Below are 23,828 nucleotides of genomic sequence, written 5' to 3'. Positions count from 1 at the left end.
TCTATTCCTCGTGCCGTGAACTTTCATCAGGATAGAGTAGAACTGCTATTGTCATGAGCAGCAAGCCTGCCGGGAAAAAGTAGCACTCAATCCGCCCGGAAATGAAAATACCATATTCCGTCCAAGAGATACCTGCTGGCAAAAAATTCGTATATGCAATTAAAGTGACGCCACCTGATACACAGAGGCCGAAACCAATCAGAAAAAGAAATATACAGCCCATGAAAACACCACCTGAAGGACTTGTCCAATATTACAATGCTATGATGCCTGGCAGTGAATCATACATTAAAAAAGGCTGTCTGTATAAACAGACAGCCTTCAAGATTCTATTCGTACTTCTTAAACAACAAAGATACGTTATGTCCACCAAAACCGAGTGAGTTGCTCAAAACAACATCAAGCTTTTGTTTGCGCGCCTCGTTTGGAACGTAATCAAGATCACACTCTGGATCTGGAGTATCATAATTGATTGTTGGCGGAATAATGCCATCTTCAATTGCTTTTGCGGAAATGACAGCTTCGATGCCGCCTGCCGCTCCAAGCAAGTGCCCGGTCATTGATTTAGTTGATGAAACTGCAAGCTTGTATGCATAATCACCAAATACAGTTTTAATCGCCATTGTTTCGTATTTATCATTCAAGTTCGTGCTTGTCCCGTGAGCATTGATGTAATCAACCTGCTCAGGGCTGATTCCACCGTCTGAAAGTGCTTGGTTCATTGCACGAGCAGCACCTTCTCCGCCTTCTGCAGGAGCTGTAATATGATAAGCATCTCCTGTTGCACCATAACCGATGATTTCAGCATAAATATGAGCTCCGCGCTTAAGTGCATCATCAAGTTTTTCAAGAACGAGAATCCCCGCTCCTTCGCCCATAACAAAACCATCACGGTTCAAATCAAAAGGTCGGCTCGCTTTCGATGGATTTTCATTGAAAGTAAGTGCCTTTGCTGTGGAGAAACCAGCGAATGCCATGTTTGTCAAAGGTGCTTCTGTACCGCCTGCAATCATGCAATCTACATCACCGCGCTGAATCGCTTTGAAAGCATCCCCAATTGAATTCGCACCTGAAGCACATGCTGTTACTGAGCAAGAATTAATACCCTTTGCTCCTAGCTGGATAGAGACTTGCCCTGCAGCCATATCCGGAATCATCATCGGTACGAAGAATGGGCTGACTCGACGATAGCCCTTTTCCATGAAATTCTGGTGCTGTGTTTCCAAAGTCTGCATTCCACCGATACCAGAACCAATCCATACGCCAATACGGTCAGCATTAGAGTCATCAATGACTAGTTTTGCATCCTCAACAGCCATCTTCGCAGCTGCCACAGCATACTGAGTGAACAAATCCATACGCTTCGCATCTTTTTTATCCATATAAAGCGTTGGATCGAAGTCTTTTACTTCAGCAGCAGCGCTAACTGGAAAATCTTCACGATTTATACGAGTTACGTAATCGATTCCCGATTTGCCTTCCTGCAAATTATTCCATAATGTTTTTGCATCATTGCCAAGCGGTGTAATAGCACCGATTCCTGTAATTACTACTCTGTTTTTTTCCATGAATGTTCCTCCTGAATCTTATGATTACCGGCCCCAACGCATAGCGAGGGATCCCCATGTCAATCCTCCGCCAAAACCGACAAGAATGATTAGATCTCCATCTTTAATGTTGCCTTTTTCCACTTCTTCAGCAAGAGCGATTGGAACTGATGCTGCCGATGTATTTCCATATCTCCTAATCGATTGTGCCATTTTTTCTTCCGGAATTCCAATTCTCTGACGTGCCGCTTCCATGATACGGATATTCGCTTGATGCGGAACGAGAAAATCGACTTCTTCCTTTCCGAGTCCGGCTTTATCGATAACTTTTTCTACAGAGTCAGGCATCTGTCTAACTGCAAATTTGAATACTTCCCGGCCGTTCTGAACGAGGTAGCCTCTATCACTTTCATACAAGTGCTTGCCACCGGTTCCGTTCGCTCCAAGATCAAAGGAAAGAATTCCTTTTCCATCAGAAACTTCACCCATTACAGCAGCACCGGCTCCGTCACCGAAGAGAATGCATGTATTGCGATCTTCCCAATCCGTAATTTTTGTAAGTTTTTCTGTACCAATGATCAGAATCTTACTATATGTTTTCGCAGCAATGAACTGGTAAGCTGTCACAGCAGCATAGAGAAACCCTGAGCATGCTGCATTGATATCCATTGCTGATGCGCCAAAAGCTCCAAGGCGGTCCTGGAGAATACATGCAATTGACGGTGTAGAAGATTCACCAGTTATGGAAGCAACGAGAATCATGTCCAACTCTTCAGCTTTCACTTCTGCATTTTCCAATGCCTGGACTGCTGCATCATATGCCATGTCTGCTGCTGTCACATCGTCTGCTGCAATTCGACGTTCTTTGATACCTGTCCTCGTTTGAATCCATTCATCATTCGTTTCTACAATTTTCTCTAAATCTTTATTGGTCAATATCTTTGGCGGTACGTAATAACCTGTACCGAGCAATCCGACTCCCATTTATACATCCCCTTAGAACTATTCTATATAAATTACATTGTATTAGAGTGCATATTAAGACTTGGTACTAATTTTAATGTATTTATTTTGAACTTGCAATCATAATCGTTTCTCTCTTTGTTTATATATACAGGTGGCGAAATCGGTTAAAATGGTCTTTCACTTTCATCAGTTTTTCTTCAGGAGCCAGTTCTGATAATGATACCGCTACACCGGAACAATCGAGTGGAACTCTTTTTGAGTGCCTTGAAATAAACTGTACATGCCCGTTAGGAAGATTCCCGTTCAATGATTGTCTAAGAAAATCTGAAAGTTCACATGTATACACTAATTCTGATTCGCAGCCATTGTACAGATGATCTCCATCTAACGGCATCCATTCCCCGATTAGAAAAGGGCAACTGATGTGCCATTTTCTTTCGTTTGCCAGCACGGTAAGTGATGGTTCTTCTGAACATTCGGTCTCAATTAAAATCCGGGCATCGGGATTTTCAATAAAATCATCAGAGTGGAAGCGGCTGTTACGTCCAAGGAACATTGCCAGATGATCTTCCCCCTCATTTCTCGGCATGTTTTGGCTACATACTGTCCATCCATGCTCTAGAAAGTCATTCGCTATATGATAGCCAACCCAGCTGTAGCAATTGTCAATATAAATATTCATCAAGCCCACCCTTTCAATAACCGCTTTCGATTTAACTTCAATCGTGGTAAACTCATATTTAGTCAGACATTTCAAATGAGGTGTTTTAGATGAGATATATTATGACACTGATCTGGGGAATAGCCATTGGCAGTGCCATCTCTTACATGCTGACCGCTATGGGCGGACAGGAGTTCAGTTTTGTACTGATGTTTGCAATGGTAGCTGTCATTTCACTCACTGTCTTCATTGTCGGTGAAGGTATTCTCGGTGACAGCAGCAAGTCAGAAACTTTGTAAATTATATGTTAAGAAACTAAAACAATCCTTGCCTTTTTTCTCATAAAAGGCAAGGATTGTTTTAGTTAGTACCATGGCAATAAACTCAGTGCAACAGCCCAGCAAGAGGAAGTATCAGCCTGCTGTCCACAGCCATACCAACCTGGCGAATATCCTTAGCCGAAAGGATTGTAATAGGGTATTGGGGGCCCCAGCCGAACGGTCTGTTATCTGCGGTATCATTACGCATCTCGTCTTCAGCTGGTCCATAAGGCAGAGCAAGGTACACATTTCATCGTCAAAACCAGTTACGACCCCATTAAACATGGAGCCACCTTTCATCTCCGCTAATACATAAACATGCATATGCCGGCTGTATAAATCGTACATTTATTGATGATTGTATTTCACGCCTCAGTTCCCCTTTTACAAGAGCATCCTATGAAAGTGCCCAGAAAAGGTGACATTGGCAAACGAAGCAGAAAAGGAAGTGTCTAATATGGAATCAATTTCTGATCTTTGGATCCTGATCAAATTCCTGGTACTTGGTGCCATTCAAGGTTTTACAGAACCAATCCCAATTTCATCAAGTGGCCATATCGTGATTTTCAAAAAAATATTCGGTGTCAATATCGAAGGCCTAAGCTTCGAAATTCTTGTGAACTTCGCATCGCTAATTGCAGTGTTGATTATTTATCGACAGGATATTCTGCGCCTTGCTGCAGGTTTTCTTCGATACATTTTTACACGCAACAAGGCGGACAAGTCCAATTTTCGGTTCGTGCTATTTTTAGCTTTGGCGACCATTCCAACCGGTGTCTTCGGAATACTTCTTGAAGACTACATAAGCGCTCGACTTGCAGGGGTTACAATCGTAGGAGTGACTCTGCTCATTACGGGAGTTGCGTTATGGACGATTCGTAATCTGCGCGGCCGCAAAAATGACGGTGACCTGAAAGCAAAAGATGCAATTATAATCGGACTGGCCCAAACGATCGCCTTAATTCCAGGAATCAGCCGTTCAGGAGCAACAATTGTTGCTGCCATGCTGCTTGGAATGAAACAGGAAACTGCACTTCGTTTTTCCTTCCTGCTGTACATTCCAGTAAGTCTCGGTGTTACGATTCTTTCAGCTAAAGACATTGTAAATGATCCGAACTTCAGCATACTGGCAATTCCGTATGCTATAGCTTTTGCTGCTTCTCTCATTGCTTCTTATTTTGCATTGAGATGGTTTATGAATGTGATGGCAAAAGGAAATTTAAAATACTTCTCATATTACTGCTTTATTGCCGGAATTCTCGTTATTATTTTCCTCTAATCAAAAAACACCCGATGAATATTCCCGCTTAATATGCGAGAACATCTACGGGTGTTTTTTTCTATTTCTTAACCACCGCTTACAGGCGGGATAAAGGCAACGACATCACCAGAATTAAGTACTGCAGAGCCTGGTGCGTATTCTTCATTAATTGCTGTCATAGCCTTGTCAAGACTTGGCAAGTTCAGCTTAACTAAATACTTCTCACACATTTCCTCAACAGTCATTCCGATAGCATCGACTTGCATACTGGCCATTCCGGCTTCCTCTTTTAAACCAGCAAAAAACAAGACTTCAATCACTTCCAGCCGACTCCTTCCCTGGTTCTCCAGCGACTTTTTCCAGCTGGTCACCGAGCCATTCTGTTCCATCTTCCCAATTCTCTCGTTTCCAAATCGGTACCATTTCCTTAATCCGCTCTATCGCATAACGACTCGCCTCAAAAGCATCCGCCCTGTGAGGTGTTGATACTGCAATAACAACTGCAATATCAGAAATGTCCAGTCTGCCTACTCTATGAGCAATTGCAGTTTTAGCATCCGGCCAGCGCTCATTTATCTCCTTGCCAATCTCAGCAAGCTTCTTCTCAGCCATTGGCACATAAGCCTCATACTCGAGAAAAAGTGTCCGTTTCCCTTTTGTGAATTCACGGGCGATCCCAATGAAAGTACTAACCGCTCCAGCTTCAGGACGTACGACCTTATTAATAACTTCACCCGAATCTATGGGCATATCAGAAATCCAAAATAATTTGTCCAACTTGTTCACCTGCTCATCAATAATTCCATTACGTCCTTACTATATTCCTCAAAGTTTTCCAAAGAGAATGCAAGTAACTCTTCATTGCTCAGACTCGGCCGTTGCCATCCGCCAGCACCAATCACATTATCTAACTGAAGCAGTTGCATATCTCCTTCTCCGCGCAACATTACAATCTTAGGATAATGTTCATTTTTAAATCCTTCAATCAAGATGAGATCGGCACCGAGCATTTTCTGCATTTCAATCATTTGCTCAAGGGTTAGGGGCATCGACTCAGAAAGAATGAGTTGCCATTCTCCATCTCCGACTACCGCAGAACAATCCGCTCCAGCTTTGAGGAATCGAGAGGAATCGGTGTTCTCCGATCGAGCAGGTTTGCCTCCATGCCCATGGTGCTTAATTGTCCCAGCTCGTATGCCGGATAATGCAAGCTGCTCAACAAGCCATTCCATTAATGTTGTCTTGCCGGAGTTCTTGTAACCGACAATTTGGAAAACAGGAATTTTACCTCTAACCATTTTCATACCCTTTCTTTCCATTTTAGAAACCTCTCTAATTAAAAAAGCCGGTTCACATATGGAACCAGCTTTTAAGTCAGATCAATCAGGAATGCCCAGTGCGATTTTTGCATAGCGGGACATCTTGTCCTTACCCCATGGCGGATTCCAGACAATCTCCACTTTCAATTCTTTGATTTCGGGAATATCCGCGAGCGCGCGTCGGATGTCAGCTTCAATATGGCCAGCAAGCGGGCAGCCCATTGATGTCAGTGTCATTGTCACTGTGCAGAAGCCCTCTTCATTAATAGAAACACCGTATACAAGACCAAGATTGACAATATCAATACCGAGTTCCGGGTCAATTACGTTTTCGAGAGCACCCATAATATTTTCTTCAAGTTCCTTACTCATGTACATCCTCCTTTTCAACCTTCAATGATTTAAACATAGTATTGCATATTTTGAAAAATTTTTCACCTTTTGTCTTTCGATATGAAAGAGCCGAACCAGTCTGCGGCCGCAAGCATAGCAGCCCTATTCACTTTATGTCCGACACCTGGTGCCTTCATAAAAGTAATTTCACCATTATCTGGATAGTATTCCTTCGCCTTTTCATAAAACTCTTTCGCAAATGAAAATGGGATGACCGAATCTTTTTCTCCATGCCAGATGAACAGTGGACGTCTGTTAAGCTTCTCAAGTTGACCAGACAAATCAAATGGCAAAATCATTTGGTGTGCCGCCTCGAGTTCGGAATCTGCAATCCTCGCCCCCTCTTTTCGTACACGCTCACCAAGCAGTTCAGCATATGACCCAAGCATCGCAGTCCCCATCAAGAGGCCGGCTCCAGTAATGAAGTCATGTGCCACAAGAGCTGCTGCTGTTGTAATGCCTCCCATGCTTGTACCTGCCACAAAAAATTGTTTGTTCTCAATCAAATTTTGCTTTTGATAATAGTCGTAAATTAATTTCGTATCCTCAACGTTTTTCATTACGATATCCCAAAAAGCGAGACTTCGTTCAAAAGCATTGATTCCATTTTCACGAACACCATGGTGCAATGCATCCGGCAATATGACACGAAATCCTTTATTTGCAAGCATATATCCGATAGGCAGGCTGTGCTCACGCGCACTTTGGAAACCATGATGATAAACAAACAGCGGAAGCGGCTTACCGACATCAACGGAATTTTCAATCACGAGGCACGGGACTTCTTTAATTTCAATATCTTGAATGACGAGCATCGTAAAAATCCTTTCTGCTGTTAATGTTTTGTAAATTGCAGGATAATTGCTTCACCATTCATACCAAATCATTATACGAAACCTTATCAGAATGGTACAATCCATTTGTGAGGTGAGTAAATAGTGAAGTCCAGACATTTAATCGCACTTGATCTTGACGGTACGTTGCTTACAGATGAAAAAACAATCAGTAGTCAGACGAAACAAACGATCTTTGAAGCCAAGGAAGCAGGTCATGTCGTCGTCATTGCCACCGGCAGACCGCATCGGGCGAGTATTCAATATTATGAAGCATTAGGGCTTGAAACGCCAATGATCAATTTCAATGGCGCTCTCGTTCACAACCCCTTTGATAAACATTGGAAAATTTCCCATACACCATTACCTGTAGACACTGCATTGAAGATTGTTGATTCTTGTCATGAAGTGAATGTACGCAACATCCTTGCAGAAATCCAGGACAACGTCTACCTCGACCAGTATGACGAAGCAATCCTCGATATTTTCCGTTCTTCCCTCCCTGAAAGCATGAGGGAGAATGAACCGTTCTACATTGGTAATCTCAAGCAACAGCTGCAAGAAGATCCAACTTCAATATTAATCCACCCAAATATGGCAACTGTTGATGATTTGCGTTCAGAGTTGAATAATGAACATGCAGAACTTGTTGAACATCGCAATTGGGGAGCGCCATGGAATATTATTGAAATTGTTCGCAAAGGTATTAATAAAGCAGTCGGCCTTAAACAAGTTGCCGATTATTTCAACATACCTCGTGAGCAGATTATTGCCTTTGGCGACGAGGACAATGATCTTGAGATGATTGAATATGCTGGTGTAGGCGTAGCAATGGGCAATGCGATTGATGAGCTTAAGTCAATTGCCGGGCAGGTTACCCTGACAAATGAACAGGATGGCATCGGCATCTTTTTATCCGATTATCTCAGCTTAAAAGTAAGAACAACATGATTGCCGGCAATTTCCTTTCATACTTGATCAAGTACAACCCCATAATAGAAGTGAGCGCAAGGGAGAAACCCGAAAAAGCGTTCACTTCTTTTTTTGCCTCATCCAGCATGAAGCAATAAAAGAAGGTTTTCCAATAAAAAGGAGGCTTCATCATGGACAACATGTTTGATCAAGCACGTGAAATGATTACAAATCTGAATTCAAAAAACGGCAATGCAAATGATGCTGAAAAGCACGCTACACAAAAGGCAATTGAAGCAGCTTATTCAAATGCAACTGAAGAAGAAAAAGGTCATCTTCAGGAGCTTGAGCAGACATTGCAAAGCCGTGGTTTGCTGAACGATCAGTCAGACCAGTTTTCATAAGTCCGGCAGCCATCCAGGGATAGGTAGAAACAAGGCAATTGCCAATTCATTCAGGGGATGAAACGGGATTGCATCACCCCCCTCTTCCATTTGCAAGGAAGAGGGGTACATAGAGCTTTAGTATTCTTTCGGTTTCTGATATGATTGATTCAGCATGTAATGGGAGGTATCCAAATACAATGGGCGTAAGAGCTGAAGTAACTCCAAATCCAAACGCAATTAAATTTACTACGGACAAGCTCATTTTCCAGGGCGATGGCAGTATATCTGTGAAAGCTGGCGAAACGAGCGAACATGAAATTTTGAATGATCTTTTGAAAATTGAAGGTGTAGACAACGTTTTCGGCTATCAGAACTTTATTACTGTTAATAAAGACTTTGATATCGAATGGGATCAATTGACACCCGAAGTTGAGAAAGTATTCGAAGCTCACGGGTATTAAAAAATAAGGGACAGCCTCGGTTTAATCCGGCTGTCCCTTATTTCTTTATACTCACTGCTTTTTTAATTCAATTTTATCTTGTTCAATTGGAAAATAATTTTGATCTGTTGGTTTTCCTTTGTCATTTTTACTGTACATTCGTAAAATGACGACCTTGTCTGCATTAAGCTTATTGCGATCAAGTTTTAATTTGTAGGGCAAGTAAGCATGCGAGTGAGCCAGCTTTATTTCCTTCTCAGGCAGCAGTTCCTTGCCTTCTTGTGTTTCCACTTTGTAATAGAAAATGCCATTCTCCGCCTTTGCCTCACCTTTCACATAAATGTTTTCTTGATCTTTATTAAATTGGATGTCCTTAAACCCGGTTGGCACTAGCTCCTCTGTCTGAGGCTTAACAACCGTATCCTGCTCAGCTGCATCATCTGGCTCAGTCGCATTTTCTTTGTCACTGCAACCGTTCAGAATTGCACCAGTCAAAGCTATACATAGCAACCATTTTTTCATCCTTCTCTCCCCCATTTATATTGCTTTATCATCTTTTCTGAAGAAGCCGAATATGCCGGTTGTCTGTACTACGTTTGTGAAGGCATTTGGATCGACTTCACTAATAATTCGTTCCAAATCATATAGTTCATAACGTGTTATAACGAGATATAGCATGTTTTTGTCTTCGTTTGTATAGGCACCTTTTGCCGGCAAGATTGTAATTCCCCGTATCAGCTTTTCATGAATAGCGGACTTTAGTTCTTCAGCACGGTGGGTAATAATCATTGCCGTAACCTTTTCGTGGCGCGTATGAATCGCGTCAATGACTCGTGTTGAGACGTATAGCGTAACGAGTGTATATAGCGCATTCTCCGGCTTGTACAAGACCCCTGCAAGCAGAATGATCAAACCGTTCAATAGAAGAAAATAAGTCCCAATCGGCCTGTCCTTCATCCTTGAAAGAAGCATGGCGATAATATCCATTCCGCCTGTGGAAGCACCGACTTTAAGTGTTATGCCAATGCCAATTCCACTTACCACTCCACCAAACACTGCATTCAGAATAATATCGTGAGAAAGTTCCATTGTTGGAATGATCTCCAGGAACAATGTTAGAAACAGGACTGAAATAGAACTGTAAATAGTAAAACCCTTTCCTACTTTAAACCAGCCAAGAATGGCAATTGGAATATTGAGCAGCAGAACAAGAATACCTGTCGTAATATGAATTCCAACATAATCTTTAAAAATACTTGCAAGCAACTGGGCCGCACCTGTTACGCCACTCGCATAAATATTCGCATGAATCATGAAGAAATTAAGAGCTACTGCTCCAAACAGCGAACCGAGAATGACAACAGCAATTCTCCGTGCTTCAATAAAAAACATGATGTTTCCTCCTTGATGCTAAAGTCACTGGCTTATTAAACTTTGACTAAGCCTGCGATTCCTCATAAACTTATTGTTAAAACTTAATTGAAATGGACGGTGTCTCCTATGACAATTCGAATTCTTGCAGATTCTGCATGCGACCTGCCTCCTGAGCGTCTTGCCGGTTTACCTGTTGAAGTACTGCCACTAACCGTTCAGTATGATAATGCTGAATACAAAGATCAGGTGGATATCTCACCAGAGACAGTATATAGTGCCATGCGCAAAGGAGAAATCATTAAGACGGCACAGGTCTCATTGCAGACTTTCCTTACCATCTTCCAGGAAGCTGCCAAGGAGGATGAAACCCTAATCTACTTCGCCTTCTCATCTGGCCTTTCGGGTACTTTTTCCACTGCAAAGTTGGCTGAACAACAAACGAAAGAAAAATATCCTGAGGCAGATCTTCACATCATTGATACGAAATGCGCCTCTCTGGGCTACGGTCTTATCGTGTTAAAAGCCGGACAGATGGCTGCTGAAGGTATGGATGCCAGTGAAATCATTAAGCACGGGATTGATCAGTCTGCTCGGATGGAGCATATTTTCACCGTGGATGACTTGGAATTTCTGTACCGTGGCGGACGTGTATCTAAGACAGCCGCATTCATCGGTACTATGCTCAAAATCAAACCCCTTCTCGATATGGAGGATGGCAAGCTCGTCCCTCGGGAAAAAATCCGCGGAACGAAACGTGTCCTCGGCCGCATGGTCGAAGTAATGGAAGAACGCTCTCATAATCTTGAAGGACAAACAATCGCAATCAGTCATGGGGACTGCCGCGAAAGAGCCGAGCAGCTCGCGGAAATGATCCGGGACAAACACAATGTAAAAGACATTGTCATTGAAATGGTCGGCGCCGTAATCGGAGCTCATTCGGGCCCTGGTACTTTGGCTCTTTTCTTTTTGAAGGATTAACTCCATGTTTTACGGGTACATTCTTTAGTGATTCCAATAATGATGGAGGGCTATAGAATGACATCCGAGAACAAAAGCAAACAACTGGAAAACCATACTGAACAACTAAACAGTCAGCCTGGCATTGAAGCCAATATGGAAATTAAGCCAGAATACATCCGTGAAGGCTATAAGGGCAGTGACAAACTTAAAAATAAAGTAGCACTTATCTCTGGCGGTGACAGCGGAATTGGTCGCGCTGTAAGCATCTATTTTGCCAAAGAAGGTGCCGATGTTGCAATTATCCACCTTGAAGAAGAGATGGAAGACGCCAAAAAGACAAAACAGCTCGTCGAAGATGCTGGTTCCAAATGCCTTCTTATCCAAGGAGATATTGGTGATCCTTCCTTCTGTGATTCTGCCGTGGAGAAAACTGTTTCAGAACTCGGCAAGCTTGATATTCTGATCAATAATGCTGGTGAACAGCACCCGCAGGATAAATTCCTTGATGTGAAGCCTGATCAGATTGAACAGACATTCCGAACGAATATATTCGGAATGATGTACTTGACGAGAAGCGCTCTTCCACACTTGAAGTCAGGAAGTACAATTGTCAATACTACTTCAATTACAGCTTATAGAGGCAGTGAAGAACTGATTGATTATTCTTCCACAAAAGGCGCAATCACATCCTTCACACGTTCACTTTCCCAGGAGCTTGTCGAGAAAGGAATTCGAGTTAACGGTGTTGCTCCAGGACCGATTTGGACACCGCTCATTCCTTCAACATTCGATGAAGATAAAGTCCGTGAATTTGGAAAAAATGTACCGATGAAACGACCTGGCCAACCGATGGAACTTGCACCAGCTTATGTGTATCTCGCCAGCGAGGATTCAAGCTACGTCACTGGCCAAGTCATCCACGTAAACGGCGGAGCAATTGTAAATGGCTGACTTGAAGGAGGCACGCATCAAGATGCGTGCCTTTTTTGTTTGCGGCTTAATATGATAATTGCCCCAACGAAGACAACCATCACACCGATAATGAATATAATAAGTGCCCAGTTAATACCTTTGTCTTCACTTACCACATAGATTTCAGCTGTCTCACGAGGCAGCGTTAGCGTATAATCACTGTTTTCATCAGCACGGACAAGATTGTCCCCAATTAATCCTTTCAACTGCCTGCCTTCTTCTAAATCTTTAATGACTGCAGCATGGGATCGTTTATCATTATTGATTGCAACATAAATGATGTCTTTTTCATCCCAACGTTTGAACACATACATGCTATCCTTGTTCGAAATGAGTTCAAATTTTCCGGTTTGCAGAACTTTGAATTGCTTTCTTAACGCTCCAAGCCTTTCAAAATCCTCCTTCAAATCCGGATCCCCACTGTTAAAATTAACGAGCTGTTGCACTTCAGAAAGCTTCTTACCGTACATTGGCAGTTCAGAACCTTGGAAAATCATTGGTACTCCTGGTGCGGTGTACATATAGGCTAGCGCCAATCTCCAGGCTGTTGCAGCATTACGCCCATTCTCCCCCGCAATCTGGCCAAATCTTTCTTGTTCAGGTCCATCTATATGTAATATCGTATTTTCTTTAAATGCTTTATCCGGTAAATGTCCAGATAGCTTACCAAACGACTGATCAAACTGTCTGCTTACACTTTCATCCAGAACTGCATCAATCCCAGGTAAATCCTTTAGTGTTTTTCCAGCACCACTTGTGTTATCTGCTAAAATATAGGATTCTGGTTTTTTCTTTTTCATTTCTCGGGCGAATTCTTTAAGGAACTTTTGTGAAACTGAAGAGGCATCGTGAATGAGAAAACCATCCGCTCCGTCTTCAATCCATTGCCCACCTGCCATCTTTAACATTTGCGCTGCCTCTGGATTGTCCAAATCAAGAGCGAAAGTCTGGTCCTTCCATTTTTCTCTGCCTTTTGGTGTTTCCGCTTTGAACCAGATGCTCTTTTTTGGATCCTTTGCAATTGCATTTGATTTCGCTATGTAACTCGGAGCAAATTCCAGAATGACTTTAATATTTTTCTTATGTGCTTTTTCTACTAGATCTTTCCAATCCTGCTTATTTCCGAAATGCGGATCAATTTTTGTAAAATCCTCAGTCCAATACCCATGGTAGCCTCTTTTCGCATTCTTCATGATTGGCGACAGAATGATTGTTGTCATGCCAAGTGATTCAATTAAATCAAGCTTGTTTGTAACCCCTTTCAAATCACCGCCATGGAAATCATTCGGATCATTTACATTTGCATCTCCATCATTTGCAGGTGTGCCATTATTAAATCTGTCAACGAGTATGCGATATATCGTCTCATTCTGAATCCCACTTGCAGCTGCAGCTTCTGGTACTCCTGCAAGCAGTAGGATAGACATAGCAAAACCGGCTATATATTTTTTAAAAGACAATCTGCTCTCCCCCTAATTGCAAATCATGCTTACATTATTCATGCAAATCTTGGATGTTGCAACAAGAGATTGGAAAGATTGCTAATTTGTTCACGAAAAAACCATTCCGGCTTCTTGCTGGAATGGTTTTTTTCTTCAGACACCGAGTGGCAGGCGGCCGAATCCAAGAATAAGTGTAATAATCAAGGCAATGACAAGTTGAATCCATGGCCCTTTTGCAGATTTGCCTTTCCCTGTTTTCACAGCGATGAGCTCCATTGCAACGATGACCCACAGTCCAGCAAGTGCCTTGACGATAACTTCTGGCACAAGGGAAGATCCATATGCACTGAAATTATGCGTCAGCAAATATGTAAGGAGAGATCCGCCCGAATACAAAATCAGCAAATAATCAAGACGAAGAATCATATGCGCAATCTTGCCGCCTTTCATATTCCCTTTTCTGTAAAGAGCAATTGTAATGATTAGCAGAATAATCGCAAGTGCCCATGCAGTAATATGCAAGTGAGTTGTCATATTCATACTCCTTTCAATTCATATTTTAAAGAAATCAGCAATCTGATTTTCTCATATCTTATCATGCGCCCTTCTTTATTTCATGTAAAAGGGTTTCACGCCAGAAGATTTGTGAAATCGAACATGGTAGGCACAATCGTCATATAACACCATAAAGGAGGAATTTCCATGCATACAAGCGAAGAATTGATCGGTTTGGATCAGGAATTCGGAGCGAAGAACTATCACCCACTTCCTGTTGTAATCACAAAAGCGGAAGGTGTTTGGACTGAGGATCCCGAGGGCAACCGTTATATGGATTTCCTCAGCGCTTATTCCGCTGTCAATCAGGGTCATAGACACCCGAGAATTATCCAGGCACTGAAAGACCAGGCCGACAAAGTGACGCTTACATCACGTGCTTTTCACAATGCTTCTCTCTCCCTTTGGTATGATCGACTCTGCAAGCTCTGTAACAAAGGGATGGCTCTCCCGATGAATACAGGAGCGGAGGCTGTAGAAACAGCTATAAAAGCAGCAAGGCGCTGGGCATATGAAGTGAAGGGCGTTGAACCTGGCAAGGCAGAAATCATAGCATGCACGGATAACTTCCATGGGCGGACGATGGTGCCTGTATCGCTATCCTCCAATACAGAGAACAAACGGGGTTATGAACCTCTCTTGCCTGGATTTAAAGTGGTTCCGTATGGTGATCTCGAAGCCTTAAAAGAGGCTATCAATAAAAATACTGCGGCATTCCTCTTTGAACCGATTCAGGGTGAAGCTGGTGTCATTGTTCCTCCAGAAGGCTATGTTCGTGACGCCATTGAACTTTGCAAAGAAGAAAATATCCTCTCCATTGCAGATGAAATACAAGTTGGTCTAGGCCGTACTGGTAAACTGTTCGCCTGTGACTGGGAAGACGCTGTTCCTGACATGTATCTCCTTGGAAAAGCGCTCGGTGGCGGTGTAATGCCGATATCAGCTGTCGTATCCAGCAAAGAAATACTCGGCGTTTTCACCCCTGGTTCTCATGGGTCCACCTTTGGCGGCAATCCGCTCTCATGTGCAGTTTCCATTGCTGCTCTAGAGGTAATAGAAGATGAGCAGCTCCCTGATCGAGCTTTGGAATTAGGCCAATACTTGAAGGAAAAACTGTATGAAATCCGTAATTCTCATATTAAAGAAATCCGAGGAAAGGGTCTTATGATTGGTATGGAGTTTGATTGTGATGCGCGAGGCATATGTGAAGAGCTAATGAATCATGGTTTACTCGCAAAGGAAACACATGACAGTGTCATTCGATTCGCTCCGCCACTTACAATTACGAAAGATCAAATGGACTGGGCAATAGAGCGGATTTACGAAGTTCTAGATAATAAATAAGAAAAAGCCTGGAGAAGACTAAGTACATAATGTCTTCTCCAGGCTTTTTTGACAGTAAAACAAAAAAGACCGGCATCTAAAAAGATACCCGCCTTTGAATATTCATAGGATGAGCCACAATTGCCGTACTCTTTATACGAAGTTTTAAACCACCTTTTCACCAGGTGGGTGTTTGCAGAAACGTTCCTGTCTTCCGCCTCTCTTGCACGGCACGACATTCCAGTTTCAATCTTAAACTCCCGAACTAACCATTAGAGGTTAAAACTTAGTTGAATACGCACATCGCAGCTTATGTTTATATAATACTGCAAAACGAATCAAAAAACAATGGGCACGAAAAAAATAATATTTCCTACGATGTACTCCGACTAGTATAGTAACTCATAAATATCGTTCAATTGATTGAATCGAGTACGGTCCACGGCATCATTTGCATACCGCAATTCTTTGCGCACGAGGGCATTCAAATAGGAGATTTCTTCATCTGTCAGTTCTGTTATGAATGCACTCTCCGTCTCATAATCCTTCGCTTCAAGCTTGCGGAAAATGCTCTCGCAAAGAGGGTTATCCCTGTACATATCCATGGATTCCTTCAAATAGAGCAATGAGGATTCGATTGCCGCCACCTGCTTCCATTAGATTTTTGTGTTTTTTTTCTTCGCGCGGTCTTCCAATACCGACTTAGGGGAATGATCCTTCTCATCTTCTGTAAGACCTTGAGGATTCAGACTGCTTACGGTTCTTTTCTTTTTAATCTCTGGATTCTGTTCATTCATTCGGGCTCACCTCCTGCATGCTAGTTTGTCCCATCTACAGAAAATGCATCCCTTTTCCAACATTGAAAAGCCTCGGATTCTCCCGATTGGGATTCCGAGGCAATCTATTCTTTATAAAGATTGTTTGAGGAGCATCTGCTTGCTGAAAAAATAAAGGCATACTTCTTTCACTGGTATTTTCCAAATTTGTTCAATTGCAGTTTTATACAGTTCAAGTTGTGTCGCATAACGCTTCCACAATTTTTGTTCCAAAGCTGGTGTTATCTCGCCATGAATTTCGTCAGTTTTATAATCGAGAATAATCCAGGATCCGTCCTCTGCAGGTATGGCACAGTCGATAATCCCTTGTACAAGTACCCGCTCTTTTCCATCCCCAGTCCATTTCGCATAGACGTCCTCTGCAGGTAAGCTTAGACTGAAGGGAATTTCTCTTTGTACTTGAGTTGCACTCAGCATCATTTTTCCGATATCTGTTTGGAAAAACTGTTCGATTGCAGTATAATCCACCGCTTCGGCAGATTCTTCAGTAAGAATCTCTTTCGTGACAAGTTCCTCAGCGAAAGCCATGATTTCAGAAGTTGTCATATTGCGGTCAAGTGGGATATGCTGCATGACAGTATGAAGAGCGGTCCCTCTCTCTGCTGCCGACAGCTCCTTTTTTTCCTGCATGAATTTTGGACGTTTAGCAATTGGGGCCCGGAATGGCTTAACAAGTTGATCTCCTGAATATTCATCCCTGATTTCCCGCTGCCTTTTAATCTCTGTTACCGATTGTTTAGCCCGAGTGACTGCCGCCTCAGAGTACGGATATACGTAAGAAAGACGAGCGTCAACCCATTCTTTTTTCTCAGTATGTTCGGGAAGTGCTTTCCATTTTTTTATTTGATCTGTCAGCAATTCTTCGATATTTTCTTCTTCTTTTTCGATTTCAGACAGCTCGCTTGCATGCAGCACGGTCACTTTCCACTTGGAAGGATCCTGGCTGATTTCTCCTTGAACGGTAAGAGGAATTGCCTCATCCCCACCTCTTAATGCAAAGCCGTGCTCATGTCTCGCGAGCGCAGGAGCAACCCAGTCCATATAAGAATTCGCACTGGCTCGCAGATGTACTGGCAGCACCCATCCAGGCTCATCCAGCGCTTTCAGCCATTTTGTACGTTTTTTCTCGAAAGAATTGACATTACCAACCATGAGAAGCTTCTCTTTGGCACGTGTAAGAGCAACATATAAAACACGCATCTCTTCAGCAAGCATTTCCCGTTTCTTCAATTCATTCATTGCCTGATAGAATAGAGTTGGATAAATGATGCGCTTGCCCGGGTCGATGTATTTCATCGCAAAGCCCAAATCTTTATGCAATGAATGTTTCATACGCAAATCTTGCATATTGAATTGCTTATCCATAGCACCTACGATAACGACCGGGAATTCCAAGCCTTTACTCTTATGGATTGTCATGATGCGTACAACATCTTCCTGCTCACTGAGTGCACGAGCGGTACCAAGATCATCGCCACGTTCTTCCATTCTTTCTATAAAACGAAGGAAACGATAAAGTCCGCGGAATGATGTTCGTTCATAACTCCGTGCTCTATCATAAAGAGCCCGCAAATTCGCCTGACGCTGCCTCCCTCCCGGCATACCACCGGCAAAGTCATAGAAACCAGTCTCCCGGTAAATTTCCCAAATGAGATCGGCAAGCGCTCCCTGTTTCGCGCTCATCCTGAACTTGGATAGCTTCTCCATAAAGACAGATAGCTTAGCTGCGGTTTCATCATTTTCTAATTTCATATACTGGTGAACAGCATCGTAAAGAGCGTTTTTACGATCAGCAAGCCTGACACGTGCAAGTTCGTCCTCATTCAAACCAATGATTGGAGACTTCAATACAGAAGCAAGAGGTATATCTTGCCTTGGATTGTCAATGATCTTCAGTAAATTGATCATCACCTTGATTTCGATTGCTGCAAAGTATCCTGATGAAATCTCGGCATAGACAGGTATTCCAAGTTGCTTCAATTCGTCTGCAATCTGAGGCGCCCATGTCATTGAACGCAGCAGGATGACAATATCCCTATACTGCAGATCACGTTGCGAACCATTGCTTTTGTCCGTCACTTGAAGAGGAGGACTATCTTTATGACCAATCCATTCTTTAATACGCTCACCATAAGCACGGGCTTCCAGCTGGGCCTTTTCAAGATCGGCCAATGTTTCTTCTCCTGTCTCTTCTCCTGAAGTTGCAGCTTCTCCCTTTTCTCTGTCAATAATTACAAGCTCTGGAGATGGCTCCGGATATGGCATAACTTCGTACATTTTATTTGCATAAATCAGTTCTGCATCCTTGTCATAAGCAATTTCGCCGAGTTCTTCATCAAGAACTTGACGGAATATATAGTTGGCACCGATCAGTACCTCTTTACGGCTGCGGAAGTTACTTGCCAGGTCAATCCGTTTACCTGGATCTTCCATTTCGGCAAAGCGCTTGTACTTGCCTATAAAAAGTCCCGGCTCTGCATGGCGGAATCTGTAAATACTCTGCTTAACATCTCCAACCATGAACCTGTTGCCGGCACCTTCTTTATCACTGATCAGTGAAACAATCGTTTCTTGCACGAGATTGACGTCCTGATACTCATCAATAAGAACTTCTTTAAAGCGCGATTGGAATCCACGTGCTGTTTCGGATGGAATACGTTCTCCAGTCTGTTCATTTATTGTCGTTAAAACTCGTAAACAAAAATGTTCTAAATCAGAGAAGTCAACTAAAGCCTTTTCTCTCTTCTGCTCTTCAAATCTCTTTATGAACTGTTTCACGAGATCTGCAAGCTTGGCTACAACCGGAGCAAGAACGCGCATATCTTCAACTTGACGAGATAGCGATCGTGTAAACCACGAATCCTTCATGTCATTCCAGCGTTTTTTATAATCATCACGTAATTTTTTCGTCTTCGCCTTTTTATCTTCATTACAGTCTTTCGCATTTTTCAATGTTGCAAATTTAAATCCGTTCATAAACTGTTGAAGCGCATCCCAGTCCTCAATCAGTTGCTCGGCTTCCCGCAGCCCTTCTAGATCCTGTTCAATTGCAGAACAGTACTGATAAGGTCCATCTTTCTCTTCTGCAATACTCATTGCATGTCCAATTTCATCTCGTATCGCGTCAAATTGCAGCTTGATTTCCGCTTTCATGATATTCAGCCATGCCAAGTTTTCTTCCCTGAAATCTTCTGGAATATTGTACGGTTCACTCAAAGAATCGAGCCATTTATCAGGATCTGGACTCTGCATAGCAAATGTGAACAAATCCATTATGAGCTCTTCCACTTCAAGATCACTGCGGTCTCCGGAAAATCTGTCGATAACTGCAAAGAAAAGATTTCCCTCACCTGTTTCTTCTCCGTACCACTCCTCAAACAGCTCTTCAATGACGTCTTGTTTAATTAAATCGGCTTCCATCTCATCCGCTATTCGAAAAGCTGGGTCGATATTCAGCAAATATGCATGCTCTCGGATTACTTCCAGACAGAATGAATGCAGAGTGGAAATTGGCGCCCTTTGCAGAAGGGACAGTTGTTTTTTCAAATGGTTGGAAGCGGGATTCTCTTCTAGCGCTTTCTCCAAGGCTGCGCCAATCCGGTTGCGCATTTCCTGAGCAGCCGCATTTGTAAAGGTTACGACAAGAAGCTCATCAATATTGATTGGATCATCTGTATCAATCAGCTTCTGAATCATTCTCTCAACCAAGACAGCAGTTTTCCCCGAACCTGCCGCCGCTGCTACAAGAATATCGCTTCCTTTCGAGTAAATGGCATCTTCTTGTTCTTTCGTCCATTTAACCACGATTACCTCACTCCTCTCCTGTCAATTTTTGAAGCACTTGCTTTTCATTCATTTGCTGGAGTTTCCTGAATTCATTTGTACCAATTTGCGGATCGAATTGGCACACAGAACTGAATGGGCAAAACGTGCAGGCAACTTGATCCTTTAACTCATATGGATTCAAATGGATGCCACCTGATGTAATGTCCAGTCCTGCCTGACTCATCAGTTGATGAATATGACCTTCGAGCTGGTTGAAAGTCTCTTTCCCAGCAATACTTGAAGCCTTTGTGAAAGAACCAGATTTGGTCAGACCTGCGGGCACAATCGGGCTTGTCCCACTCTCCGTTGATTTATCCATGAGCCGGAAAACTTCCTGATCTGCAAGTAAAAGGCCATTCATTTTATACTTTTTGAAAAGTTCTTCTTCAAGCTTATCTTCGGAAAGTGCCTTTTCTCCGGAGATGAACGGATTGTGCACATGGAAATAGAGTACACCTGCAGGGGAAGCTTTGAGTCCAAGCCACGCTTCTGAAGATTGCAGTACGACATCAAGGTAAGCGAGCATCTGCAATGCCAAACCGTAATACACTTCGGTCAAGTTCAATTTCTTGGAGCTGGATTTATAATCAATGATGCGCAAATAAAGGTCGTTTCCAGAAATCGACTTATCTACCCTGTCAATGCGCCCACGCAAAATGAGCTCATAACCATTTGGCAACTGCATTGTGAGTGGCGGCAATTCTTCTTTCTCCCCAAAACCGACCTCAAGCCCTACCGGGGAAAACCCGCTCATCCTAGCCTGTTCACTAAGTACATAAGCCGCTCGAGCAATGACTTCTTTCAATTTGTGTTGAATATATTCATAGCGCTTCGAACTGTGTAAAATCTGGTGCTGAAGTATGGGAGCAAGACTTTTGACAGCTTTGTTCGCATAATTTCCAGCATCCGTTTTTGTAAGCTGTGAAAAGTCCTTGCCTTCTCCTTGAACCCATTCGGCAATCTTCTTGAGTGCCTCATGGAAAAGCTGCCCAATATCAGGTGCATCAAGCTTATACGTACGCCGCTCCTGCAGTCCAAGACCATACTGGGCAAAATGCTGGTAGGAACAGCGATGGTACATTTCAAGCCGGGACACACTTGCTTTTAAGCGTTTTGGATAAAGCTGTTGTACCGTTTCCTCCGCAAGATCTGTCGGCAAGTTATCATAATGCAAACTTTGTAAAATTGCATACGTTGTACTGTATTTCGGTGTATTTTCAATGTACCAATTAAGAACGTCCAACCAAATATTCTTCACTGGATAGTTCCTTTGTTTCCTCGCCAGCTGTGCAGTCAATGCTGCTCTTGTTTTGACAGGTGTTGTAATAAATCTCTCGGCATCATACAGTTCGTCGGGATCCTGCAGCAATATGCGCTCACTGCATGAAGGGAATAAACCTTCCAGGCGTCTTATAAGCTGTGAAGGCATCTTCGCCTTTCCTTCTTCATCGCTCAGCGGATAACTCACCCATAACCCTTCATGTGCAGAAGTGAATGCCAAATAGATATAAAACCAATCATCAAGAAGCTTGCGCCTGCTCGTTTCAGCGAGTCGAACACCACGTTTCAAGAGCAATTCACGCTCATCTTCACTAATCATCCCATCTGATGGCGGCTTCATTGGCCATGCTCCTTCATTAACGCCTAGCAGGAATGCATGCGATTTGCCGTTTATACGTGAACGATCGATTGTTCCGACAATGACCTGGTCCAAGCTTGGCGGCACGTGAGCAAATTTGAGAGACTCAAGACCTGCATCCAGTGTTTCACGGAAAGCCTTCAAAGAAATGGTTTCTTTGGCACCGAGCTCATCCATTTCATCAAACAGCTGAACCATGGCATCCCATACTTGATCCTGTTCACGGGCACGTTCAATTTCTCCATGATCATCATAATAGGTGCGCCACTTCTCCAACTGTTCCGGCACCTTAAGCCGCTCCAACAAGAAATAAACCGCTTCTGACTTTTCCCGGATCGTTTCAGCTTTCCTGATTTCTTCATCAAAATTACCAAGTGCAGCTGTGACTTGCCGTCGAAGCATATTGATCCGTTTCTGCATTTGTAATTCCTCATCTGTCTGTGCAGCCTCGTCGAAGCCGCGGAAACGCTGGAACTTCCAGTCACGCTTTGCTGACCACTGATCTCTGCTTCGAATACCGTATTCAAGGACGTAATTTTCCAACTCATCAATCGCGTCTTCATTTAATGGAAACTCTCCATCCCCCTCGGGAATGAAGCCTGTTTTCAACACCCTGAAAACTGCATCATGGCGCCAATTGTTCTCAACCATCTCAAGGGCAGAACGAATCAGTTCAATAAGCACATGATGGAGCATCGGTTTCTTTTCATCTATAAAAACAGGAATCCCATAATCATCAAAAATTGTATGAATGAGATCATGGTATGTGTCAGGCTCACGCATATAGATAACAATGTCTTTAAAGCGGCAATGCTTGTCACGAACAAGGTTCAGGATTTCCTGTGCCATCCCCTCCACTTCAGCACGCGGATGTACAGCTTCTGCAATTCTTATTGGAGCCTCTCCTCTATATTCAGGGAAAGGACGAGAATCAAAATTACGCTCTAAATGGAGAAATGCTGAGCTGTTGGCAAATTTCATATCTTTGCCATCCAAAATAACTGACGTCTCCTCACCAATCCCGTTCACTCCAGCTAGCTGCTTAAACTGCCAATAAGTTTCTTTTGTTTTAAAAAACAAATCAAGCTCAGACATCTCATTTTCTTCATAAAGATGCTCTGGGTCAGCCGTCAGCGCAATTGTGACACATTCACATTTATTCATAAGAGCTTCGACTACAGCCATTTCCTTCGGTGCGAATTGATAAAAGCCGTCCAAATAGATTTCTGCATCACGGAAAAATGAAGTTGTCCCAATTCTATCTCTTAACATATCTAGCTGGTCTTCTCCGTCCATATACTTGCCAGCAAGAGCCTTTGCAAGGTGCTCATATATGTAGGTGAGGTCGCCTAGTTTCTTCTGAAGAGAAATTTCTCTTGGTGTCTTATGCGTGAACTGGTCGATGTCCGTAATTTGCTCTTCCAGCATGCCTGGTGTAATATCATACCGTTTGAATTCGGTAATCATCCCTTCCAGCTGCTCCAGGAAACCTTGTTTTTCTATTGCCTTTTGGAAGACATTCCAGCCATCATCCTTTTCATCGATAATTTTTCTGAGCATCATCCGAATTCCGACAGGACTGATAAATTGCCTCGTCCCACCTCCTGTCTCCTGAAGCACACGCCATGCCAGACGGGAAAAGCTTACTACCTGAGCTCTAATACTGCCACCCAGTTCCGGGTCGCCGAACAGCTCTTGCTCCTGCTGGAATGTCATCTGTTCAGGGACAACATAAAAAATGGGTGGTCCCTGAGGGTTTTCAATCAGCTTTTGTTTAATTTCCTCAATAATATGCTCACTCTGCCCCGCTCCTGAACGACCAAGTACAAATCGAATGCCCATTTGAATCCCTCCCACTTAAAAT

General features: G+C 43.0%; 25 protein-coding genes and 1 other RNA gene. 8 read left to right on the top strand and 18 right to left on the bottom strand.

What is annotated here, in order from left to right; translation table 11 throughout:
• Position 1 precedes the first annotated feature (1 nt).
• The 4 genes from QR721_RS04890 to QR721_RS04875 form a co-directional block, all read right to left on the bottom strand.
• Positions 2–223: a YuzI family membrane protein gene (locus tag QR721_RS04890; RefSeq protein ID WP_348029336.1), complete on the bottom strand. Its 222-nt coding sequence runs from the start codon at positions 221–223 to the stop codon at positions 2–4.
• A gap of 106 nt (positions 224–329) precedes the next feature.
• Positions 330–1,568 (bottom strand): beta-ketoacyl-ACP synthase II, encoded by a 1,239-nt coding sequence (gene fabF / locus QR721_RS04885; protein ID WP_348029335.1) that lies wholly within the window; start codon positions 1,566–1,568, stop codon positions 330–332.
• Positions 1,569–1,592: 24 nt separating this feature from the next.
• Positions 1,593–2,531, bottom strand: a complete 939-nt coding sequence (locus QR721_RS04880) for a beta-ketoacyl-ACP synthase III (protein ID WP_348029334.1) — start codon at positions 2,529–2,531, stop codon at positions 1,593–1,595.
• Between the two features lie 121 nt (positions 2,532–2,652).
• Entirely contained in the window at positions 2,653–3,195 is a 543-nt protein-coding gene (locus tag QR721_RS04875) for a hypothetical protein (RefSeq protein WP_348029333.1), read from the bottom strand.
• 89 nt (positions 3,196–3,284) lie between these two features.
• On the opposite strand from QR721_RS04875, the gene QR721_RS04870 reads away from it, so the two are divergent.
• Together QR721_RS04870 and QR721_RS04865 are read left to right on the top strand one after the other, a co-directional pair.
• Positions 3,285–3,473, top strand: coding sequence for a DUF2929 family protein (locus tag QR721_RS04870; RefSeq protein ID WP_348029332.1), 189 nt, complete (start codon positions 3,285–3,287; stop codon positions 3,471–3,473).
• A gap of 487 nt (positions 3,474–3,960) precedes the next feature.
• Positions 3,961–4,773 (top strand): undecaprenyl-diphosphate phosphatase, encoded by an 813-nt coding sequence (locus QR721_RS04865; protein ID WP_348029784.1) that lies wholly within the window; start codon positions 3,961–3,963, stop codon positions 4,771–4,773.
• A 68-nt stretch (positions 4,774–4,841) separates the two neighbouring features.
• Here QR721_RS04865 and moaD read toward each other — a convergent pair whose 3' ends face one another.
• The 5 genes from moaD to QR721_RS04840 form a co-directional block, all read right to left on the bottom strand.
• Positions 4,842–5,075, bottom strand: coding sequence for a molybdopterin converting factor subunit 1 (gene moaD, locus QR721_RS04860; RefSeq protein WP_348029331.1), 234 nt, complete (start codon positions 5,073–5,075; stop codon positions 4,842–4,844).
• Positions 5,068–5,505: a molybdenum cofactor biosynthesis protein MoaE gene (locus QR721_RS04855; protein WP_348029783.1), complete on the bottom strand. Its 438-nt coding sequence runs from the start codon at positions 5,503–5,505 to the stop codon at positions 5,068–5,070. Before QR721_RS04855 ends, moaD begins: the two co-directional genes overlap by 8 nt.
• 32 nt (positions 5,506–5,537) lie before the next feature.
• Entirely contained in the window at positions 5,538–6,074 is a 537-nt protein-coding gene (gene mobB, locus QR721_RS04850) for a molybdopterin-guanine dinucleotide biosynthesis protein B (RefSeq protein ID WP_348029330.1), read from the bottom strand.
• 60 nt (positions 6,075–6,134) lie between these two features.
• Entirely contained in the window at positions 6,135–6,446 is a 312-nt protein-coding gene (locus QR721_RS04845; RefSeq protein WP_348029329.1) for a metal-sulfur cluster assembly factor, read from the bottom strand.
• Between the two features lie 62 nt (positions 6,447–6,508).
• Complete coding sequence (locus QR721_RS04840) at positions 6,509–7,282, bottom strand: serine aminopeptidase domain-containing protein (RefSeq protein WP_348029328.1); 774 nt, start codon at positions 7,280–7,282, stop codon at positions 6,509–6,511.
• A gap of 120 nt (positions 7,283–7,402) precedes the next feature.
• Between QR721_RS04840 and QR721_RS04835 the strand changes: the two genes are divergently transcribed.
• The 3 genes from QR721_RS04835 (at position 7,403) to QR721_RS04825 (ending at position 9,059) form a co-directional block, all read left to right on the top strand.
• A complete protein-coding gene (locus QR721_RS04835) occupies positions 7,403–8,251 on the top strand; it encodes a Cof-type HAD-IIB family hydrolase (RefSeq protein WP_348029782.1) in 849 nt (282 codons plus the stop codon).
• Positions 8,252–8,403: 152 nt separating this feature from the next.
• Positions 8,404–8,616 (top strand): DUF3813 family protein, encoded by a 213-nt coding sequence (locus QR721_RS04830; RefSeq protein WP_348029327.1) that lies wholly within the window; start codon positions 8,404–8,406, stop codon positions 8,614–8,616.
• 179 nt (positions 8,617–8,795) lie between these two features.
• The gene (locus QR721_RS04825) at positions 8,796–9,059 is read left to right on the top strand and encodes a NifU N-terminal domain-containing protein (RefSeq protein WP_348029326.1); all 264 of its coding nucleotides are present in this window, start codon (positions 8,796–8,798) and stop codon (positions 9,057–9,059) included.
• 51 nt (positions 9,060–9,110) lie between these two features.
• On the opposite strand, the gene QR721_RS04820 is transcribed toward QR721_RS04825, so the two are convergent.
• Entirely contained in the window at positions 9,111–9,560 is a 450-nt protein-coding gene (locus tag QR721_RS04820) for a hypothetical protein (protein WP_348029325.1), read from the bottom strand.
• A gap of 15 nt (positions 9,561–9,575) precedes the next feature.
• Positions 9,576–10,430, bottom strand: a complete 855-nt coding sequence (locus QR721_RS04815) for a YitT family protein (protein WP_348029324.1) — start codon at positions 10,428–10,430, stop codon at positions 9,576–9,578.
• Positions 10,431–10,538: 108 nt separating this feature from the next.
• On the opposite strand from QR721_RS04815, the gene QR721_RS04810 reads away from it, so the two are divergent.
• Positions 10,539–11,390: a DegV family protein gene (locus tag QR721_RS04810; RefSeq protein WP_348029323.1), complete on the top strand. Its 852-nt coding sequence runs from the start codon at positions 10,539–10,541 to the stop codon at positions 11,388–11,390.
• Between the two features lie 57 nt (positions 11,391–11,447).
• Entirely contained in the window at positions 11,448–12,323 is an 876-nt protein-coding gene (locus QR721_RS04805; protein WP_348029322.1) for an SDR family oxidoreductase, read from the top strand.
• A 17-nt stretch (positions 12,324–12,340) separates the two neighbouring features.
• Here the strand turns inward: QR721_RS04805 and QR721_RS04800 are convergent, their stop codons facing one another.
• Together QR721_RS04800 and QR721_RS04795 are read right to left on the bottom strand one after the other, a co-directional pair.
• Positions 12,341–13,804, bottom strand: a complete 1,464-nt coding sequence (locus QR721_RS04800) for an alpha-amylase family glycosyl hydrolase (RefSeq protein WP_348029321.1) — start codon at positions 13,802–13,804, stop codon at positions 12,341–12,343.
• A 135-nt stretch (positions 13,805–13,939) separates the two neighbouring features.
• Positions 13,940–14,320, bottom strand: a complete 381-nt coding sequence (locus QR721_RS04795) for a DUF1516 family protein (RefSeq protein WP_348029320.1) — start codon at positions 14,318–14,320, stop codon at positions 13,940–13,942.
• A 168-nt stretch (positions 14,321–14,488) separates the two neighbouring features.
• On the opposite strand from QR721_RS04795, the gene QR721_RS04790 reads away from it, so the two are divergent.
• A complete protein-coding gene (locus QR721_RS04790; RefSeq protein WP_348029319.1) occupies positions 14,489–15,685 on the top strand; it encodes an ornithine--oxo-acid transaminase in 1,197 nt (398 codons plus the stop codon).
• Between the two features lie 107 nt (positions 15,686–15,792).
• Here the strand turns inward: QR721_RS04790 and ssrS are convergent.
• The 5 genes from ssrS to addB all read right to left on the bottom strand — a co-directional run bounded on the left by ssrS (position 15,793) and on the right by addB (position 23,806).
• A non-coding RNA gene (gene ssrS / locus QR721_RS04785) (6S RNA) lies at positions 15,793–15,979 on the bottom strand.
• A 74-nt stretch (positions 15,980–16,053) separates the two neighbouring features.
• Positions 16,054–16,311, bottom strand: a complete 258-nt coding sequence (locus QR721_RS04780) for a sporulation protein (RefSeq protein WP_348029318.1) — start codon at positions 16,309–16,311, stop codon at positions 16,054–16,056.
• Between the two features lie 9 nt (positions 16,312–16,320).
• Positions 16,321–16,461 carry a small, acid-soluble spore protein L gene (locus QR721_RS04775; protein ID WP_348029317.1) on the bottom strand — a complete coding sequence of 47 codons (141 nt, stop codon included), beginning with the start codon at positions 16,459–16,461 and terminating at the stop codon, positions 16,321–16,323.
• A 111-nt stretch (positions 16,462–16,572) separates the two neighbouring features.
• The gene (addA, locus tag QR721_RS04770; RefSeq protein ID WP_348029316.1) at positions 16,573–20,304 is read right to left on the bottom strand and encodes a helicase-exonuclease AddAB subunit AddA; all 3,732 of its coding nucleotides are present in this window, start codon (positions 20,302–20,304) and stop codon (positions 16,573–16,575) included.
• Between the two features lie 7 nt (positions 20,305–20,311).
• Positions 20,312–23,806, bottom strand: a complete 3,495-nt coding sequence (addB, locus tag QR721_RS04765) for a helicase-exonuclease AddAB subunit AddB (protein WP_348029315.1) — start codon at positions 23,804–23,806, stop codon at positions 20,312–20,314.
• Positions 23,807–23,828: the final 22 nt, after the last annotated feature.

Origin of the sequence: Aciduricibacillus chroicocephali, assembly GCF_030762805.1 — a bacterium.
Taxonomy (GTDB): Bacteria; Bacillota; Bacilli; order Bacillales; family Amphibacillaceae; genus Aciduricibacillus; species Aciduricibacillus chroicocephali.
Note: the sequence above shows the minus strand (reverse complement) of the source record. Positions and strands in the feature narration are given on the sequence as shown.

Bases quoted from the DNA above. Each gene is read 5' to 3' on its own strand.
- QR721_RS04845 (WP_348029329.1), bottom strand. From the start codon at position 6,446: ATGAGTAAGGAACTTGAAGAAAATATTATGGGTGCTCTCGAAAACGTA.
- QR721_RS04830 (WP_348029327.1), top strand. From the start codon at position 8,404: ATGGACAACATGTTTGATCAAGCACGTGAAATGATTACAAATCTGAAT.
- QR721_RS04820 (WP_348029325.1), bottom strand. From the start codon at position 9,560: ATGAAAAAATGGTTGCTATGTATAGCTTTGACTGGTGCAATTCTGAAC.
- QR721_RS04825 (WP_348029326.1), top strand. From the start codon at position 8,796: ATGGGCGTAAGAGCTGAAGTAACTCCAAATCCAAACGCAATTAAATTT.
- QR721_RS04810 (WP_348029323.1), top strand. From the start codon at position 10,539: ATGACAATTCGAATTCTTGCAGATTCTGCATGCGACCTGCCTCCTGAG.
- QR721_RS04815 (WP_348029324.1), bottom strand. From the start codon at position 10,430: ATGTTTTTTATTGAAGCACGGAGAATTGCTGTTGTCATTCTCGGTTCG.
- QR721_RS04790 (WP_348029319.1), top strand. From the start codon at position 14,489: ATGCATACAAGCGAAGAATTGATCGGTTTGGATCAGGAATTCGGAGCG.
- QR721_RS04795 (WP_348029320.1), bottom strand. From the start codon at position 14,320: ATGACAACTCACTTGCATATTACTGCATGGGCACTTGCGATTATTCTG.
- fabF (WP_348029335.1), bottom strand. From the start codon at position 1,568: ATGGAAAAAAACAGAGTAGTAATTACAGGAATCGGTGCTATTACACCG.
- QR721_RS04880 (WP_348029334.1), bottom strand. From the start codon at position 2,531: ATGGGAGTCGGATTGCTCGGTACAGGTTATTACGTACCGCCAAAGATA.
- QR721_RS04890 (WP_348029336.1), bottom strand. From the start codon at position 223: ATGGGCTGTATATTTCTTTTTCTGATTGGTTTCGGCCTCTGTGTATCA.
- addB (WP_348029315.1), bottom strand. From the start codon at position 23,806: ATGGGCATTCGATTTGTACTTGGTCGTTCAGGAGCGGGGCAGAGTGAG.
- QR721_RS04870 (WP_348029332.1), top strand. From the start codon at position 3,285: ATGAGATATATTATGACACTGATCTGGGGAATAGCCATTGGCAGTGCC.
- mobB (WP_348029330.1), bottom strand. From the start codon at position 6,074: ATGGAAAGAAAGGGTATGAAAATGGTTAGAGGTAAAATTCCTGTTTTC.
- QR721_RS04855 (WP_348029783.1), bottom strand. From the start codon at position 5,505: ATGCCCATAGATTCGGGTGAAGTTATTAATAAGGTCGTACGTCCTGAA.
- QR721_RS04875 (WP_348029333.1), bottom strand. From the start codon at position 3,195: ATGAATATTTATATTGACAATTGCTACAGCTGGGTTGGCTATCATATA.
- QR721_RS04775 (WP_348029317.1), bottom strand. From the start codon at position 16,461: ATGAATGAACAGAATCCAGAGATTAAAAAGAAAAGAACCGTAAGCAGT.
- QR721_RS04805 (WP_348029322.1), top strand. From the start codon at position 11,448: ATGACATCCGAGAACAAAAGCAAACAACTGGAAAACCATACTGAACAA.
- QR721_RS04840 (WP_348029328.1), bottom strand. From the start codon at position 7,282: ATGCTCGTCATTCAAGATATTGAAATTAAAGAAGTCCCGTGCCTCGTG.